The organism is Flavobacterium sp. (assembly GCF_032153895.1).
In the GTDB taxonomy this organism is placed as follows: domain Bacteria; phylum Bacteroidota; class Bacteroidia; order Flavobacteriales; family Flavobacteriaceae; genus Flavobacterium.
Genome location: NZ_JALDYN010000001.1, coordinates 205,164 through 222,745, shown reverse-complemented (window position 1 = coordinate 222,745; position 17,582 = coordinate 205,164). Strand labels below are relative to the sequence as shown.

Sequence of the window (17,582 nt, the reverse complement as noted above, 5' to 3'; positions counted from 1 at the left end):
ATGTCAAAACTTCCCAACATCACAACTAGCATATTTTCCGTAATGTCGCAATTGGCAAACCAACATAACGCGATAAATTTATCGCAAGGTTTTCCAAATTTTCCGGTAGACGAACGATTGCTTCAACTTTCCGTACGGTTGCAACGCGAAAACATTCATCAGTATACACCGATGGCTGGTTTACCGTCACTTTTAGAAAAAATAGCAGCGCTTACGTTAAAGAAGTACTTGCGAAACGTGAATGCTGCAACGGAAATAATGATAACCGCCGGTGCTACACAGGGAATTTATACTGCGATTAATACGTTCATAGGTAATGGTGATGAAGTTATCATTCTCGACCCGAGTTATGACAGTTACGAACCTTCAGTTTTAGTAGCCGGCGGAAAACCGGTACGCGTTTCTTTAAATGAAGATTATTCACCTGATTTCAACAGAATTGAAACGGCGATCACTTCTAAAACGAAAATGATTGTCATCAACAACCCGCACAATCCAACGGGAAAAATTTGGAATGCTTCAGATTTTGAGGCTTTGGAAACAATTCTGGAAAAACATCCGCAGGTTTTAATTTTAGCCGATGAAGTGTACGAATACATTTCGTTTCTGCATCCGCACATTTCGTTTCATACTCGAAAAAAATTAATTAATCGAACCATCATTGCTTCCTCTTTCGGAAAATCACTCCACGTAACCGGTTGGAAAGTAGGCTACTTAATCGCTCCGGAACATTTGATGAATGAGATGAAGAAAGAGCATCAGTTTTTGGTTTTCAGCGTCAATAGTTTTTCCCAACACGCCATTTCAGAATATCTGGACATTGTTAATTTTGACGAAATTTCGAAGATGTATTTGAAGAAACGCGACTTATTTCAGTCCTTACTAAAAGACAGCCGTTTTGAACTCATGCCTTGTGAAGGGACCTATTTTCAGGTGGTGAATTACAAAAATATCAGTCAAAAAAATGATGTCGATTTTGCTAAGGAACTGATTACTGAACATGGTGTTGCCGCGATTCCGATTTCAGTTTTTTATAATGATGCTACGGACAGAAAAATGCTCAGATTCTGTTTTGCAAAAACCGATGAAACGCTCATAGAAGCGGCTAAAAAACTTACTAAAATTTAATTGAAAAATAACAATTTGTAGCATTTTTTTAGTAACTTTAAGCTATAACAAGTTTTTATAACTTATGTCGCAGCACAATTTATACATTGACAACAGGCTTGTCATCTCCAGAGACTTCAAAGCGCCGAAGACTCTTGTTTTTAAAGCGCTGTCTGAATCAGAACGCTTCGCACAATGGTGGGGTCCTTCCAATTTTGAAACCAAAGTGATTCAGTTTAATTTCAAACCGGATGGCATTTGTCATTACTGTTTTGAATCCCCTGATGGCTTAAAAATGTGGGGACGTTTTATTTTCAAAGAAATTTTACCGAATAAAAAAATTGAATTCCTAAATTGCTTTTCGGACGAAAATGCGGGTGTAATTCGTGCGCCTTTTGATGAAAACTGGCCGTTGGAAATGTTCAACATCATTACCTTGGAGGAAAATGAAGGAACTACTATTTTAACTTTCATTATTTCTCCATACAATGCTTCTGATGCAGAACTGAAAACCTTTTCAGAGAATCACGAAAACATGGAATTAGGCTTTAAAGGTACTTTAGACCGCTTGGAAGATTATCTGCTTAAAAATTAAAACATATTATGCAAGCATAGTATTTTTAATTATCTTTACAATTCTTAAAAACCACCTTATGAACTTTTCAGCAAAAATGCTACGTGATAACGCCTTATCGGACAAAGTAATTGTTGTAACCGGGGGCGGAAGCGGTCTTGGAAAAGCCATGACCAAATATTTTCTTGAATTAGGTGCTAAAGTGGCCATCACTTCTAGAGATTTAGAAAAATTACAAGCCACAGCCAAAGAATTAGAAGCGGAAACCGGCGGACAATGTTTGGCTATTCAGTGTGATGTTCGTCACTACGACCAAGTGGAAGCTATGTTAGCCAAAACATTGGAAACCTTCGGAAAAGTGGATGTTTTACTGAACAACGCAGCCGGAAACTTCATCTCTCCTACCGAGCGTTTATCAGCTAATGCTTGGGATACGATTATCGATATCGTTTTAAAAGGTTCCAAAAACTGTACACTGGCTTTCGGAAAACACTGGATTGAAGCCAAACAAACCAATTGCAATGTTTTAAATATTGTCACTACATACGCTTGGACGGGTTCTGCTTTCGTAGTTCCTTCGGCAACCGCAAAAGCTGGAGTTCTAGCGATGACACGTAGTTTAGCAGTAGAATGGGCCAAATACGGTATCCGAATGAATGCCATTGCACCGGGACCATTTCCAACCAAAGGCGCTTGGGATAGATTGTTACCTGGCGACTTGAAAGAGAAATTTGATTTGGCTAAAAAAGTGCCCTTAAAACGTGTGGGCGACCATCAGGAATTAGCCAATTTAGCAGCTTATTTGGTTTCGGATTTCTCTGCATATATCAATGGTGAAGTTATTACCATTGATGGTGGTGAATGGTTACAAGGCGCCGGACAATTCAATTTATTAGAGCAGGTTCCACCAGAATTGTGGGATATGTTGGAAATGATGATTAAGTCGAAAGGAAATAAATAACAGTAATCTGTATTCAGTGATTAGTAAACAGTAAAAGGGCGATTTTTTTCGCTCTTTTCTTTTTTAAGGCAATTAAACTGAATACTCAACACTGAACACTGTCAACTTTACAAGATTGTTAACAAATAACATTTTCATAAACCATAATAAATTGTATTTTTACGCTTCAAAATTTGTAAAAACGAAATGGGTAAAATCATTGCTATTGCCAATCAGAAAGGTGGCGTTGGAAAAACTACGACTTCCGTAAATTTAGCGGCCGCTTTAGGTGTTTTAGAGAAAAAAGTTTTATTGATTGACGCCGATCCGCAGGCCAATGCCTCATCCGGATTAGGTATCGATGTTGAAGCTGTTGAAATCGGAACCTATCAAATTCTTGAGCATAGCAACTCGCCCGAAGAAGCAACAATCGCTTGTACTGCGCCAAACGTTTCGGTAATTCCGGCACATATTGACTTGGTGGCTATCGAAATCGAATTGGTAGACAAGGAAAACCGTGAGTACATGTTAAAACAAGCGTTGGCAAGCATCAAAGACCAATACGATTATATCATCATCGACTGTGCTCCTTCTTTAGGATTACTGACTTTGAATGCTTTAACGGCTGCTGATTCGGTTGTAATCCCAATTCAATGTGAATATTTTGCCTTGGAAGGTTTAGGGAAATTATTAAACACAATTAAAAGTGTACAGAAAATCCACAACCCGGAGTTGGATATCGAAGGTTTATTGCTAACAATGTACGATTCCCGTTTACGTTTGTCAAATCAAGTGGTGGAAGAAGTTCAGAAACATTTCAACAACATGGTTTTTGACACGATTATCCAAAGAAATATCAAGTTGAGTGAAGCACCAAGTTTCGGGGAAAGCATCATCAATTACGACGCTACCAGTAAAGGCGCATCGAATTATCTGAACTTGGCAGAAGAAATTATCAAGAAAAACAGCAAGTAATAGTGTATGACTAAAGTGGTAAAAAAACAGGCATTAGGAAGAGGATTATCAGCATTATTAAAAGATCCTGAAAACGATATCAAATCTGCAGAAGACAAAAATGCAGACAAAGTTGTCGGGAATATCATCGAATTGGAAATCGAAGCGATTGAAATCAATCCGTTCCAACCGAGAACCAATTTCAACGAAGAATCGCTACAAGAATTAGCGTCATCCATCCGTGAATTAGGTGTGATTCAACCGATTACCGTTCGCAAAATTGATTTCAATAAATACCAGTTAATTTCCGGAGAGCGCCGTTTGCGTGCTTCAAAATTAGTCGGTTTAAAAACTATACCTGCTTACATCCGTTTGGCAAACGACAACGATTCCTTAGTAATGGCTTTGGTGGAAAACATTCAGCGTCATGACTTGGATCCAATCGAAATCGCCTTGTCGTACCAGCGTTTAATTGACGAAATTCAGTTAACTCAAGAACAAATGAGTGACCGCGTTGGCAAAAAGCGCTCAACTATTGCTAACTATTTGCGTTTGTTAAAGTTAGACCCGATTATCCAAACCGGAATCCGCGACGGATTTATCACTATGGGACACGGACGCGCCATCATCAACGTGGAAGATTTAGACGTTCAAACCGATATTTATCAAAAAATTGTGAGCCAAAATCTTTCGGTACGTGAAACGGAAGCTTTAGTGAAATCATATCAGGACAGCTTAAAACCTGCTGCAGCAAAAGCTACTAAAAGCGCATCGTTTGATGTAAGTTCCGATAAGAAAAAAGCTTTTAATGATTTCTTCGGAGCCAAAGTAGATGTAAAAGTAGCTGGAAACGGGAAAGGAAAAATTTCCATTCCATTCCACTCAGAAGAAGATTTTAACCGCATTATCAAATTAATCAACGGATAGTGAACAGATTCTTATCCATAATATTTTTTACGCTGTGCCTTTTCAGCCTAAATGCTTTTTCTCAGGAAGAAGTAAAATTGGTGGTGCAGGATTCTGTAAAAAATGAAAAGGCAAATGTATTAGCACCTTCTAGAGCTGCTTTTTATTCTGCAGTTTTACCAGGCTTAGGACAAGCCTACAACAAAAAGTACTGGAAGATTCCAATCGTTTATATTGGTTTAGGTACCGGAATTTACTTTTACGCAGACAACAATAAAAAATACCACCGCTTTCGCGACGAATACAAAAAACGTTTAAACGGAACAAACGACCCCAACGACCCTTACTTTGGTGGTGTAGATGATAGTAAAATTAGAGACGGTCAAAAATATTATCAGCGAAATCGTGATTTGTCTGTATTGATTACTACAGCCATTTACATTTTAAATATCGTTGACGCCAATGTTGATGCACATTTGATGCAATTCAACGTAAACGAAAACTTATCACTCAAACCGGATTTGTACCAAAACGAAATTGACTACAAACACAACATCGGTTTAACCTTGAATTACAACTTTTAATTACAATGAAAATAGCACTTTTAGGATACGGAAGAATGGGTAAAGTAATCGAACGGATTGCTTTGGAACGCGGTCATGAAATTGTACTTCGTAAAGATCACGATTCCGATTATTCCGGACTTGAAAATGCAGATGTTGCCATTGATTTCAGCATTCCTGATGCGGCCGTAAGTAACATTTCGAAATGTTTTGAGACCAATATACCAGTTGTTTCAGGAACTACCGGATGGTTGGAACATTATGACGAGATGGTCGCTATGTGTAATGCTAAAAAAGGCGCTTTCATTTATGGTTCTAATTTCAGTTTAGGGGTAAATATTTTCTTTGAACTGAATAATTATCTGGCGAAGATGATGTCCAATCTGGAGCAATACAATGTGACGATGGAAGAAATTCATCACACTCAAAAACTGGATGCGCCCAGCGGAACTGCTATTTCCTTAGCCAACGGAATCATCGAAAATTCTGATTACACAAAGTGGACGATGGATTCGGCACAACAAAACGAAATTCATATTGTAGCCAAACGCATTGAAAACATTCCAGGTACGCATAGTGTTTTTTACGATTCAGAAGTAGACCAAATCGAAATCAAACACACGGCTCACAGCAGAGAAGGTTTTGCTTTAGGCGCTGTAATCGCTGCGGAATGGTTACAAAATAAACAAGGTGTTTTCACTATGAAAGACGTCCTGAATTTAAAATAAGACAAGAACACAAATTCCAACAGGAATCAAAAACATACGATTATGACACTATTACAATGGTTTATCTTTTTTCTGGTTATTCAAGTAGTACACTATTTAGGAACCTGGAAATTATATGAAAAAGCAGGTAGAAAATCTTGGGAAGCAGCCATTCCGGTGTATAATGCTATTGTTTTGATGAAAATTATCGACCGTCCAACCTGGTGGACTGCTTTACTTTTCGTTCCGATTGTTAATTTGATTATGTTTCCTGTAGTTTGGGTAGAAACCTTGCGCGCTTTTGGCAAAAATTCAACCACTGACACAATTTTAGGTGTGGTAACCCTTGGTTTTTACATATACTACATCAACTATACACAAAATGTAACGCATATTCCGAACAAGAATAAAATCATTAAAGAGAACACTTTAAGCTCTTTATTGTTTGCGATTGTAGTCGCGACATTGGTTCATACCTACGTGATGCAACCATACACGATTCCTACGTCCTCTTTGGAAAAATCGTTGTTAGTTGGAGATTTTCTTTTCGTAAGTAAATTTCATTATGGAGCCAGAACCCCAATGACCGCTGTTGCTGCTCCGATGGTGCATGACACGATTCCGGTTGCAGGTGTGAAATCGTATTCTAAATTTCCGCAGTTACCGTATTTCCGTTTTCCGGGTATTCAGAAAATTGAGCGTAATGATATTGTTGTTTTTAACTGGCCGGCAGATACGGTTTACCAATTTTTCGATCGTTCCGGACGCAGAGCGGACAAACCCATCGACAAAAAATCGAATTACGTAAAACGTTGTGTGGGTATTCCTGGAGATAATCTTTCTATTAAGGATGGTGTTGTGGCAATTAACAATGAACCTCTTAAACTTCATGATAGACAGAAGTTACAATACTCTTACAAAGTGAGTGTTGATGGAAAAACGCCAATCAACTTTGAATATTTAGCAAAAGAATTAAATATTACTGACCCAGCCGGACAAACCGCAAAAGACACAATATTTTTCAGTGCTTTAACCGATGAGGGAGCTCAAGTAATTAAGAATACACCCGGAATCACTTCAGTCACTAAAATAATTGACACAAAAGGCGACTCAAGAATCTTTCCGCACACCAAACCATGGACTCAAGACAACATGGGCCCAATTTACATTCCTGAAGCCGGGAAAACAGTTGAACTAAACAGCGAAACTTTACCGTTCTACAAAAGAATCATTACCGAATACGAACACAATGATTTAAAAGTAAACGGTGACGAAATCCGCATCAACGGACAAGTAGTTAAGGATTATACTTTTAAACAAGATTACTATTGGATGATGGGCGACAACCGTCACAATTCTGAAGATTCTCGTTATTGGGGCTTTGTTCCGGCCGATCATATCGTTGGAAAACCCGTATTTATCTGGATGAGTTTAGACCAAAACATTCCTTGGAGTAAAGCGATTGACAAAATCCGTTGGGAGCGTTTATTTACTACTGTAGGCGGTGACGGGCAACCGGTTTCGTATTTCAAATACTTCTTGTTGTTGCTTGTTGGTTGGTACGGTTATAGTTTTTTCAAAAAAAGAAAAGCTAAAAAAGCGTAATTGACAATGAACATTCTAATACATCCTACCTATTTCCCGTCGATTAGTCATTTTGTGGCGATGGCGAAAGCCGATTCGATTACTTTTGAAGTGGAAGACAATTTTCAGAAGCAAACCAATCGTAACCGGATGTATATTTATTCGCCAAACGGGGTTCAATTATTGAATATTCCGGTGAAACACAGTAAAGAGTTACATCAGAAGTTCAAAGACATTCGTATCGAAAATGCTTTTGACTGGCAGAAAAACCATTTCAAATCGTTGGAAGCTGCGTACCGAACTTCGCCTTTTTTTGAATATTTTGAAGACGACATCCGCCCTATATTTGAAAAGAAACAGGAATTCATGATGGATTTGACTTTCCAAACCATCGAAATTGTAACGGATTGTTTAGGTATGGATATCAGCTTTGAGAAAACAGAAGAATACTTTCACGAAAGAACCGACAAAACCGATTTCCGTCATTTAACGAACGGTAAAAAAGACCATTCACAATTTGAATCGTACACCCAAGTTTTTGAAGAAAAACACGGTTATTTGAACAATCTGAGTATTTTGGATTTGCTATTCAATGAAGGTCGTTACGCGATGGATTACCTTAAAAACCAACAACTTTAAGATTTATTCTTCCTCTTTTAAAGCAATGCGCGACACAATAGGGAAATGGTCGGAATTGACAAAATTGTCAAAATTCTTGAAGCTTTTTACCTCAAAACGTTTATCTACTAAAATATAGTCGATGCGAGCCGGATAAAATTCGTAATCGTACGTTTTTCCGAAACCTGCACCCGCTTCTTCAAAAGTATCTTTCATACTGCCTTTAATCGTTCTGTAGGTGTATGAAAACGCACTGTTGTTCATGTCTCCACAAATAATCATTGGGAAAGTACATTCTGCTTTGTGCTCTTTGATGAGTTCTGCCTGAACCTGTTGTTCGGTGAATGCCTCGCTTACACGTCTGAAGATTTTCTTCGATTTAGCTTCATCAATTTCTTCATGAATGTCCGGACTGATTTTTGTCGACTGCAAATGAATACTATACACGCGAATCGTATCTCGACGCATCTTGATATCCGCAAAAATCACGTTATTGTTTGAACCGGGAAATTCAATTTCACCACGATGAATAATCGGAAACTTGGAAAAAATGGCTTGTCCGGTACGGATGTTGTCGCCTTGCATCAAAATGTACTTGTGTTTATAAGCTTCCAACTTGACATCAGCCGAAGTAGAAAACTCCTGAATACATAGCACATCCGGATCCTGAGAACCAATAAAATCAACGATATCTTCGGGAATGTTCTGTTTGCTCATCCATTCAAAAACATTGAACAAACGCACATTATAACTCATTACGGTAAAGTCTGCTTCGTCTTCAATTAAATCCTTTCCCGAAAATTTATAAAATTTATTAAAAAAAGTAATTCCGATTAAAAAGACAATTGCCGATAAAAACACCTGACGTTTCAACTGTATGCCCCAATAAATCAGAAATACAATATTGAGTATCAACATCAACGGTAAAATCAAAGTCAAAACCGATAAAAAAGGAAACATTTTTGGCGCTAAAAAAGGGAGTACGTATGCAACTATCGTCAACACCGCTAAAACGATGTTGAAAAAAAATGCTGTTTTATTGAACCACGATAATTTCTTCACGTACTCTTGTGTTGCTTAGTGCTTTCCTACTTTAAACAAAAACTCTTTTTCTTCTTTGGTTAAACTGTCATACCCTGATTTACTGATTTTATCTAAAATCTCATCAATTTGTTTCTGGGTAAAATCCTTTTGCGGTTTCGGTTGTGATTGCTTAGAAAACGTATCATTGCGATGCACTTTCTTAAAAGGCGTAGATTTTTTTGGGCGGAACAAAGTAACGAAATAATCCAAAATATTCGAGACGATTTTACTTAAATCCGTTCTATTTTGGAGCAATTTGATGTAAATAAATCCGAAGAGAGCACCACCTAAATGCGCCAAATGCCCACCGGTATTGCTCACAGGAATCTGAATCAAATCCAAAACTAAAATTACAGCAGCAATATGCCACAATTTCACATTACCAATCAACAACAACCGAACTTCAGACAAAGGCGAAAACGTCGCTGCAGCCATCAAAATAGCCATAATTGCTCCCGATGCACCAACTAATCCGCTTACATCCTTTAAAATCAGATAAGACAACACAAAAACAAGTCCGGCAAAAATTCCACCTAAAATGTACAACCCGAAAAACTGCTTTTGAGTGAAATAGGTTAAAAACAATCGACTGGAAAAATTTAAAACTATCATATTGAAAACCAAATGCCAGAAATTAGCATGAACAAAGGCATAAGTAATAAATGTCCAAGGTTTGAACAAAAATTGCGAAGGTTCAGAAGACAGGTTCAAATTGGAAATTATAGACCAAAAAAAACCTTGGGCAAGCTTTTCTAAAATAAAAAGTACAATCGCGATACCAACATTCCAAAATATCAGTTGTTGCGCAATGCCTCCGGTTCGGTATTGTAATTTAAAATCGTCTATAATGTTCATCCTTAATCCCAACGATTTTGGTTAAATTGATTTTTCTTCCAATACCACATCATGATAAACCCGATGATTGCTCCACCGATATGCGCGAAATGGGCAATACCACTTGAACCTCCAAAAATAGATTTCCCGGAAAGTCCTAAATACAAATCCAAAACCAACAAACCTGGTACAAAATATTTTGCTTTAATTGGAACCGGAATGAACATCAGGGCTAATTCTGCATTCGGGAACATGAAGGCGAAAGCTACCAATAAGCCGTAAATGGCTCCGGAAGCGCCTAACATTCTGCCATTATAAATATTGATGATGGATTGCAAATCTGCTCTGCTTATCAATTCTGTGTTGTATGAAATTGAACCTGTTTTAAAAAATGATTCGATGTCTGCTGGAGTTAATCCGGAATTAATCAGTTTGTCGTAAATCGTATGAAACTCATAGTAATTGATTCCGGTATGAAGAAGCATCGCTCCTAATCCGCAAGAAATATAGAAGAATAAAAATTTCTTACCTCCCCAAAAATGCTCCAAAGTACTTCCGAACGAATACAAGGCAAACATGTTAAACAAAATGTGCATGAAATTAGGAAACGGGGCATGCATAAACATATGCGTAATTATTTGCCAAGCCTTGAAATTGTCGCTTTCAAAGTAAAACATTGGTAAGAAATCCATGGTTGCCGGAACGAAAATAGTTCCAACAAAAAGAATCACATTTATAATAATCAACTGCTTAACAGTTTCGGTCATGTTCATCATAAGGCAAATAATTTATCTAAATCTTCCATTCCTATGGTAACGAAAGTAGGTTTGTTAAAAGGCGAAACATTAGGTTCTTTACAGGCGAATAAGGAGTTCACGATTCCCTCCTGCTCTTTCTCCGATAAATAATTTCCAGTTTTAACCGCCAAGTTTTTACACATCGTTTGTGCGATTTTATCGGTTTGTGAAAATCCGGAATCTGGGATGCTTTCGTTAAAATTATTGATCAATTCTTCCAATAAAGCTTGTACTTCCTTATCGGATAAATTAACCGGCAAACCTGTCATCATAGCTATTTCGGTAGTCATGGCACTAAAAACGAAACCTGTTTTTTCCAAAGATTCTTTCAATTCCTTTAGAATCATCATTTCAGACGGTGTAAAATGCAATTCCAACGGAAACAACAATTGCTGGGAAGCGGCTTCCTGAACCGTGATATTCACAAAAAATTGTTCATATAAAACGCGTTGGTGCGCACGCTCCTGATGAATTAACAACAAGCCCGATTTGATTGGGCTTACAATGTATTTTTTCTGAATCTGATAGGTTTTATTACTAGATATTTCCGTTGTGGATTCTTCAAAAAGAGAACCAGTTACTTCTTCGCTTTCAAACTGAATTTCATTTACATCCACTTCATCCGCAGCACTAGACAGCCCAACATAAAGGCTTTCCCAACTTGCAGACGATTCTTGTTTTTTATAGCTCCCACCAAAAGAATAACTTCCGCCTGACGAACTAGAAAACGATTTAGATGGTTTTTCCTCAGCAAAAGGATTAAAATTCGTATCTACCTGAATTAAAGGCGTTTCGCTTTCTTTATCTTTATAATCATAAGGAATATCTAGGGCAGAATCTCTTTCAAAATCCAAAATCGGAGCTACATTAAATTGCCCTAAACTATGTTTCACTGCCGAGCGCAAAATTGCGTACATCGCCTGTTCATCATCGAATTTAATTTCCGTTTTGGTCGGGTGGATGTTGATATCGATACTATGAGGCGGAACGTCTAAAAACAAAAAATAGCTCGGCTGGTTACCATCTTTCAACAATCCTTCAAAAGCGGCCATAATCGCGTGATGCAAATACGGACTTTTGATAAATCGATTATTGACAAAGAAAAACTGCTCGTTTCTACTCTTTTTAGAAAATTCCGGCTTTCCGACAAAACCCTGAATTTCAACAATTTCAGTACTTTCAGAGATGGGCACAAGTTTTTCATTGGTTTTTCCACCGAAAACATTTACGATGCGCTGTCTGGTGTTGGAACTCGGCAAATTAAACATTTCACTGCCGTTATGCATCAAAATAAAATGGATATTCGGATGCGCCAAAGCCACGCGTTCAAAATCATCTACGATGTGACGAAATTCTACGGTATCCGATTTTAGGAAATTACGCCGCGCCGGTATGTTGAAAAACAGATTTTTAACCAAAAAAGAAGTTCCTTTCGGCAAAACCGCTACATCTTGGGAAACAAATTTACTACCTTCGATGATTAAATGGGTTCCTAATTCCTCGTGTTCTTGCCTTGTTTTTAGTTCCACATGAGCAATCGCGGCAATGGATGCCAATGCTTCCCCGCGAAACCCTTTCGTATGCAATGAAAATAAATCTTCCGCCTGACGGATTTTGGAAGTAGCATGACGCTCGAAGCACAATTTGGCATCGGCATCTGACATTCCTTTTCCGTTATCGATTACCTGAATTAAGGTTTTACCGGCATCTTTGACAATCAACTGAATCATTGTAGCACCGGCATCGACCGCATTTTCAACCAATTCTTTTACCACGGATGCAGGGCGTTGCACAACTTCTCCAGCTGCTATCTGATTCGCCACATGATCCGGCAATAGTTGAATGATACTTGACATTGAATGAATTCGGTTTCGATTTAAATCTGGGAAAAACCCAAGTTCACAAATTTAACGAAAAACTCTTGGCTTTTATCGTTTACAAAATCATAAAAAATAAAAAAACCTACTCTTTCGAATAGGTTCCTTTTAAAACTATGTTCTATCAGCTTACTGTGCTGATTTTCTTCTCAAATCGGCCATTTTTATGGCTGCAATTGCGGCTTCAACACCTTTGTTTCCGTGTTTCCCTCCGCTTCTGTCGATAGATTGCTGTTCGTTGTTATCAGTTAATAGGCAAAAAATTACCGGAACATCAGTTTGCACGTTCAAATCTTTGATGCCTTGTGTAACGCCTTCACATACAAATTCGAAGTGCATGGTTTCGCCTTTGATAACACAGCCAATCGTGATGACACAATCTACTTCTTGGGTTACAATCATGCGTTGCGCTCCGTAGACTAATTCAAAACTTCCGGGAACGTTCCAACGAACAAGATTTTCAGGTAATGCGCCACAGTCTAACAATGCTGCTTCACAGCCCGAATACAAACCTTCGGTTATTTTATCATTCCACTCTGAAACAACAATCCCAAACCGAAAATCTTTCGCGCTTGGGATTGTGTTTTTATCGTAATTGGATAAATTTTTATTTTCTGTTGCCATTATTTTTCTAATGTTGCAATCAAAGCATCAATGCTTACAGCTTCTTGAGACGTTTCGTATTTCTCTTTAATGTCTGTGAACAATTTCAATGCTTCTTCTTTTTTACCCATATCCAAAGCTAATAAACCAGCTTTGTACATGTATCTTGGTGTGGTAAAATCATTAACATTAGCATCTGCAGCTTTTTTGTAGTAGCTCAATGCGTCTTCTTTTTGACCTAATTCTGAAAAAGCATCTCCGATAGCACCGATAGCAATTGGCCCTAAGAATTTGTCATCCGATTTGAATTGCTCCAATTCCGTAACTGCTTCTTTGAATTTATTCATGTTCAAATACGACATTCCCGCATAGTAATGTGCTAAGTTAGCCGCTTTAGTTCCGCTGTATTGCTCGATGATTCCAGTGAATCCTAATTTACCTTCTCCACCTTTCAAAGCTAAGTTGTACAATGAATCGTTAGCCGTTTGACCATCAACTGCTTGTTGGAAATATTGTTGCGCCTGGAACATTTCGTTTGCTGCTTCATTCTCTTTCGGCTCTACAATAAATTTATTGTAAAGTAAGTATCCAGCTGCCACAAGAGCTACAACTCCAACGGCTATAAAGATGTATTTCTGATTTTTAGCAACCCAATCCTCTAATTTATTAGCACTTTCGTCTAATGTATTAAATACCTCAGCCGTGGCACTGTCTTCTTCTTTGATGTTGTCTAATGCATCAACTTCAACTTGATTCTCAACTGCTTCGTCTTGTGGTTTTGGTTGTTTATAACCTCTTTTGTTATATGTTGCCATCTATTTTTAATTTATTGAACGGCAAAAATAAAATTTTTATTCATATATGAAAATCCTTTTTGTCGATATTTTTCAATAATTTGCACCCACTTTTAAAATTGATTTAAAATCACGGCATAATTCCGATTTTCAGTGCATCTCAAAAAACTTTCTCTTTTCAATTATAAAAACATTGCCGAAGCTTCGTTTGATTTCGACGCTAAAATCAATTGTTTTGTAGGGAAAAACGGCATCGGAAAGACCAATATTTTAGATGCTATTTATCATTTGGCATACGGAAAAAGCTATTTCAACCCATTGGCTTTGCAGAATATTCGTCATGGTGAAGAATTTTTCGTAATCGACAGTGTTTTTGAAAAAAATGAACGCGACGAACAAATCGTTTGCAGCCTGAAAAAAGGACAAAAAAAAGTACTGAAACGCAACAACAAACCGTACGAGCGCTTTTCAGACCACATCGGATTAATTCCATTGGTTATCATTTCTCCATCCGATCAGGATTTGATTATTGAAGGCAGTGAAACGCGAAGAAAATTCATCGACAGCGTCATTTGTCAATTGGACAATCAGTATTTGCAACAACTGATTCACTATCAAAAAACGGTAGCCCAACGCAATGCGTTATTAAAATATTTTGCTTTAAATCATACGTTTGACAAAGAAACACTTTCCATTTACAACGAACAATTGTCGGTTTTAGGACATGAAATTTTCGAGAAACGGAAGCATTTTTTAGACGATTTCATTCCGATTTTCAACAAACATCATCAAGCGATTACCAACTCGGCGGAAAAAGTACAGATTGTGTACGACAGCCAACTTTCTGAAAAATCACTTTTGGAATTATTCGAAGAATTTCTATCAAAAGACCGCGCATTACAATACACCAGCGTGGGTATTCACAAAGACGATTTACTATTTGAAATTGAAGAACATCCGATAAAGAAATTCGGTTCACAGGGACAACAAAAATCTTTTCTCATTGCTTTGAAACTGGCACAATTCGAATTTTTGAAACAACAATCCGGAGTTTTACCGATTCTATTGTTTGATGACATTTTCGACAAACTCGACGAAACCCGTGTGAGCAAAATCGTAGAAATGGTGAACGACGACACTTTCGGACAATTGTTTATTTCTGACACGCATCCGGAGCGAACGGAAAATATTGTCAAATCAACCCATCAGTCATACAAACTATTTAATTTGTAAATTTATCACTCAAATTTATCTAAAATGAAGATTTTTAAAATACTTACCATTTTTTGTTCCGCGTTTTTATTCAGCAATTGCAGTAAAAGTCAAAATTTGGCTGTTTTACCGGTTTCGGAATTTGAAACCAAGTTGAAGAATGCAAAAGATGCTCAATTAATTGACGTTCGAACTCCGGACGAATATTTAGATGGTGCTTTAACCGATGCTAAAAACATCGATTGGAACGGCGATAATTTTGAAGCTGAAGTTGCTAAATTGGATAAATCCAAACCCGTTTTTGTATATTGTTTAGCCGGCGGACGAAGCAACAAAGCTGCTCATAAATTGGCAAGCATGGGTTTTACGGAAATCTACGACATGAAAGGCGGCTATATAAAATGGAGTGATGCTCATCCGTCACCTGAAAAAATGGAAGAGAAAGGCATGACCAAATCCGATTATGAGAAGTTGATTGCTTCCGATAAAATTGTAGTTATTGATTTTTATGCTGAATGGTGTGGCCCTTGCAAAAAAATGGCGCCTTATTTAGCTAAAATGGAAAAAGACTACGCAGGAAAAGCTAAAATCGTTCGTGTGGATGCCGATAAGAATAAAACCTTGTTCAACGGATTAGGTTATCAGGAACTTCCGGTAGTTTTGATTTTCAAAAACGGCAAAGAAGTTTGGAAAAAGACCGGTTTTGTAGCCGAAGAAGAACTGAAAGCACAACTTAACTAATCAAACTCGAAATCGATGCAGATTCAAGATAATTTCTCTTTAAAAAACTACAATACATTCGGAATTGAAGCTAAAGCCAAAAAGTTCGTAGAAGTTTCCAATACTGAAGAATTGGCGCAAATTTTAAAGGACCATCAAAACGAAAAATTATTCATTTTAGGTGGCGGCAGTAATATGCTGTTAACGCAGGATATTGATGCTTTGGTAATCTACGTCAATCTGAAAGGTAAAAAAGTCGTAAAAGAAGACGATGATTTTGTATGGGTTCAGGGAAATGCTGGCGAAAACTGGCATGAATTCGTTTTGTGGAACATCGATCAGAATTTCGGTGGCATTGAAAACATGTCGTTGATTCCGGGTAATGTCGGCACAACACCTATTCAAAATATTGGTGCTTACGGCGCTGAGATTAAAGACACTTTTGTTTCGTGCGAAGGAATGAGAATCGACACGCAGGAAATCATCACTTTTACCAACGAAGAATGTAAATTCGGTTACAGAGAAAGCATTTTCAAAAACGAAGCGAAAAATCAATATATCATCACATCGGTTACTTTTAAACTGACGAAGAAAAACCACAAAATAAATACTTCCTACGGCGCAATTGATGGTGAATTAGCGAAACAAAACATCAGCAATCCTACGATTAAAGAAGTAAGTAATGCTGTAATTGCCATCCGTCAGAGCAAATTACCGGATCCGAAAGAATTGGGTAACAGCGGTAGTTTCTTCAAAAATCCGATTGTTCCAAAATCAGTTTACGAAAAAGCACATGCTAATTTTCCCGACATGCCACATTATACGGTTGGCGAAAACGAAGTAAAAGTTCCCGCAGGCTGGCTAATTGAACAAGCTGGATTTAAAGGTAAACGCTTTGGTGACGCCGGTATTCATAAATTACAAGCCTTAGTTTTAGTCAACTACGGAAATGCTACCGGACAAGACATTTTGAACGTTTCAAAAGACATTCAAAAAACTGTTTTAGAGAAATTCGGTATTGCGATTGAAGCGGAAGTGAATATTATTTAATGGATGAAATTCTAAATTCTAAAATGTACATTCCTGATTTATATAAAAACGAAAACACCGAAGAAATCAAAAGCTTTATCAAGAATAACAGCTTCGGGATTTTGGTGAATCAGACTTCAGGAAAACTTTGGGGAACACACATTCCGTTGGAACTGGAAATAAATTTACACGGAAAAGAAGTGCTATTCGGTCACATTTCCAAAGAAAATCCGCAATGGAAAGGATTTGAAGAAAATGAGGAAGTTTTAGCCATTTTCAGCGGACCTCATTCGTATATTTCTTCTTCTTGGTATGATCATGAAAATGTTCCGACGTGGAATTATATTGCCGTTCACATCTACGGAAAAATCAAAATTATCGAAGGAAACGACTTGATGTTTGCCATGAAAAAACTGGTAGACAAATACGAAGCCAAGTCCAAAAATCCGGTTCGTATTGAAAATTTATCCGACAAAACCATGCGTCAAATTAACGGAATTGTCGCTTTTGAAATCGAAATTACCGAAATTCAAGCCGTTCATAAACTTTCCCAAAACCGAGATGACAAAAACCATACGGTAATCATATCCGAATTGGAAAATCAAAAAGACAGTAATGCTAAGGCAATTGCCGAGGCTATGAAAAAAGAAAGAAAATAATTCTGTCGATTGTTAAAAACT

At 37.5% G+C, this 17,582-nt stretch carries 20 protein-coding genes; 14 read left to right on the top strand and 6 right to left on the bottom strand.

Annotation, left to right across the window (positions count from 1 at the left end; all coding sequences use genetic code 11):
• The 9 genes from RUH60_RS01105 to RUH60_RS01065 all read left to right on the top strand — a co-directional run bounded on the left by RUH60_RS01105 (position 1) and on the right by RUH60_RS01065 (position 7,974).
• Positions 1–1,128, top strand: a complete 1,128-nt coding sequence (locus tag RUH60_RS01105) for a methionine aminotransferase (protein ID WP_313804115.1) — start codon at positions 1–3, stop codon at positions 1,126–1,128.
• Positions 1,129–1,192: 64 nt separating this feature from the next.
• Entirely contained in the window at positions 1,193–1,702 is a 510-nt protein-coding gene (locus RUH60_RS01100; protein WP_313804112.1) for an SRPBCC domain-containing protein, read from the top strand.
• A 58-nt stretch (positions 1,703–1,760) separates the two neighbouring features.
• Positions 1,761–2,642, top strand: a complete 882-nt coding sequence (locus RUH60_RS01095; protein WP_313804109.1) for an SDR family oxidoreductase — start codon at positions 1,761–1,763, stop codon at positions 2,640–2,642.
• Between the two features lie 186 nt (positions 2,643–2,828).
• A complete protein-coding gene (locus RUH60_RS01090; RefSeq protein WP_313804106.1) occupies positions 2,829–3,596 on the top strand; it encodes an AAA family ATPase in 768 nt (255 codons plus the stop codon).
• Between the two features lie 6 nt (positions 3,597–3,602).
• Positions 3,603–4,502 carry a ParB/RepB/Spo0J family partition protein gene (locus RUH60_RS01085; RefSeq protein WP_313804103.1) on the top strand — a complete coding sequence of 300 codons (900 nt, stop codon included), beginning with the start codon at positions 3,603–3,605 and terminating at the stop codon, positions 4,500–4,502.
• Positions 4,499–5,065 carry a DUF5683 domain-containing protein gene (locus RUH60_RS01080; protein WP_409559642.1) on the top strand — a complete coding sequence of 189 codons (567 nt, stop codon included), beginning with the start codon at positions 4,499–4,501 and terminating at the stop codon, positions 5,063–5,065. The genes RUH60_RS01085 and RUH60_RS01080 overlap by 4 nt, the downstream gene beginning before the upstream one ends.
• 5 nt (positions 5,066–5,070) lie before the next feature.
• Positions 5,071–5,772, top strand: a complete 702-nt coding sequence (dapB, locus tag RUH60_RS01075; protein WP_313804097.1) for a 4-hydroxy-tetrahydrodipicolinate reductase — start codon at positions 5,071–5,073, stop codon at positions 5,770–5,772.
• 42 nt (positions 5,773–5,814) lie between these two features.
• Positions 5,815–7,356, top strand: coding sequence for a signal peptidase I (gene lepB, locus RUH60_RS01070; RefSeq protein WP_313804094.1), 1,542 nt, complete (start codon positions 5,815–5,817; stop codon positions 7,354–7,356).
• Positions 7,357–7,362: 6 nt separating this feature from the next.
• Positions 7,363–7,974 carry a WbqC family protein gene (locus RUH60_RS01065; RefSeq protein ID WP_313804091.1) on the top strand — a complete coding sequence of 204 codons (612 nt, stop codon included), beginning with the start codon at positions 7,363–7,365 and terminating at the stop codon, positions 7,972–7,974.
• A gap of 3 nt (positions 7,975–7,977) precedes the next feature.
• Here RUH60_RS01065 and RUH60_RS01060 read toward each other — a convergent pair whose 3' ends face one another.
• Positions 7,978–8,871, bottom strand: a complete 894-nt coding sequence (locus tag RUH60_RS01060) for an endonuclease/exonuclease/phosphatase family protein (protein ID WP_313804088.1) — start codon at positions 8,869–8,871, stop codon at positions 7,978–7,980.
• Between RUH60_RS01060 and RUH60_RS01055 the strand changes: the two genes are divergently transcribed.
• Positions 8,858–9,034, top strand: coding sequence for a hypothetical protein (locus RUH60_RS01055; RefSeq protein WP_313804085.1), 177 nt, complete (start codon positions 8,858–8,860; stop codon positions 9,032–9,034). The genes RUH60_RS01060 and RUH60_RS01055 overlap by 14 nt on opposite strands.
• On the opposite strand, the gene RUH60_RS01050 is transcribed toward RUH60_RS01055, so the two are convergent.
• The 5 genes from RUH60_RS01050 to RUH60_RS01030 form a co-directional block, all read right to left on the bottom strand.
• Positions 9,031–9,891 (bottom strand): rhomboid family intramembrane serine protease, encoded by an 861-nt coding sequence (locus RUH60_RS01050; RefSeq protein ID WP_313804082.1) that lies wholly within the window; start codon positions 9,889–9,891, stop codon positions 9,031–9,033. The two genes, RUH60_RS01055 and RUH60_RS01050, sit on opposite strands and share 4 nt — an antisense overlap.
• A 2-nt stretch (positions 9,892–9,893) precedes the next feature.
• Entirely contained in the window at positions 9,894–10,646 is a 753-nt protein-coding gene (locus RUH60_RS01045; protein WP_313804079.1) for a rhomboid family intramembrane serine protease, read from the bottom strand.
• Positions 10,643–12,523 (bottom strand): DNA mismatch repair endonuclease MutL, encoded by a 1,881-nt coding sequence (gene mutL, locus RUH60_RS01040; RefSeq protein ID WP_313804076.1) that lies wholly within the window; start codon positions 12,521–12,523, stop codon positions 10,643–10,645. The genes RUH60_RS01045 and mutL overlap by 4 nt, the downstream gene beginning before the upstream one ends.
• A gap of 150 nt (positions 12,524–12,673) precedes the next feature.
• On the bottom strand, positions 12,674–13,168 hold the full coding sequence (gene ribH / locus RUH60_RS01035) for a 6,7-dimethyl-8-ribityllumazine synthase (RefSeq protein WP_313804073.1): 495 nt from the start codon (positions 13,166–13,168) through the stop codon (positions 12,674–12,676).
• Positions 13,168–13,962 (bottom strand): tetratricopeptide repeat protein, encoded by a 795-nt coding sequence (locus tag RUH60_RS01030; protein ID WP_313804070.1) that lies wholly within the window; start codon positions 13,960–13,962, stop codon positions 13,168–13,170. Before RUH60_RS01030 ends, ribH begins: the two co-directional genes overlap by 1 nt.
• Positions 13,963–14,094: 132 nt before the next feature.
• On the opposite strand from RUH60_RS01030, the gene recF reads away from it, so the two are divergent.
• The 4 genes from recF to RUH60_RS01010 are packed head-to-tail and all read left to right on the top strand — an operon-like array spanning position 14,095 to position 17,561.
• Positions 14,095–15,174, top strand: a complete 1,080-nt coding sequence (recF, locus tag RUH60_RS01025; RefSeq protein WP_313804067.1) for a DNA replication/repair protein RecF — start codon at positions 14,095–14,097, stop codon at positions 15,172–15,174.
• A gap of 24 nt (positions 15,175–15,198) precedes the next feature.
• A complete protein-coding gene (locus RUH60_RS01020; RefSeq protein WP_313804064.1) occupies positions 15,199–15,894 on the top strand; it encodes a thioredoxin domain-containing protein in 696 nt (231 codons plus the stop codon).
• Positions 15,895–15,909: 15 nt separating this feature from the next.
• Positions 15,910–16,923, top strand: a complete 1,014-nt coding sequence (gene murB, locus RUH60_RS01015; protein ID WP_313804061.1) for a UDP-N-acetylmuramate dehydrogenase — start codon at positions 15,910–15,912, stop codon at positions 16,921–16,923.
• 23 nt (positions 16,924–16,946) lie between these two features.
• Positions 16,947–17,561: an FMN-binding negative transcriptional regulator gene (locus tag RUH60_RS01010; protein ID WP_313804210.1), complete on the top strand. Its 615-nt coding sequence runs from the start codon at positions 16,947–16,949 to the stop codon at positions 17,559–17,561.
• The last annotated feature ends 21 nt before the right edge of the window (positions 17,562–17,582 follow it).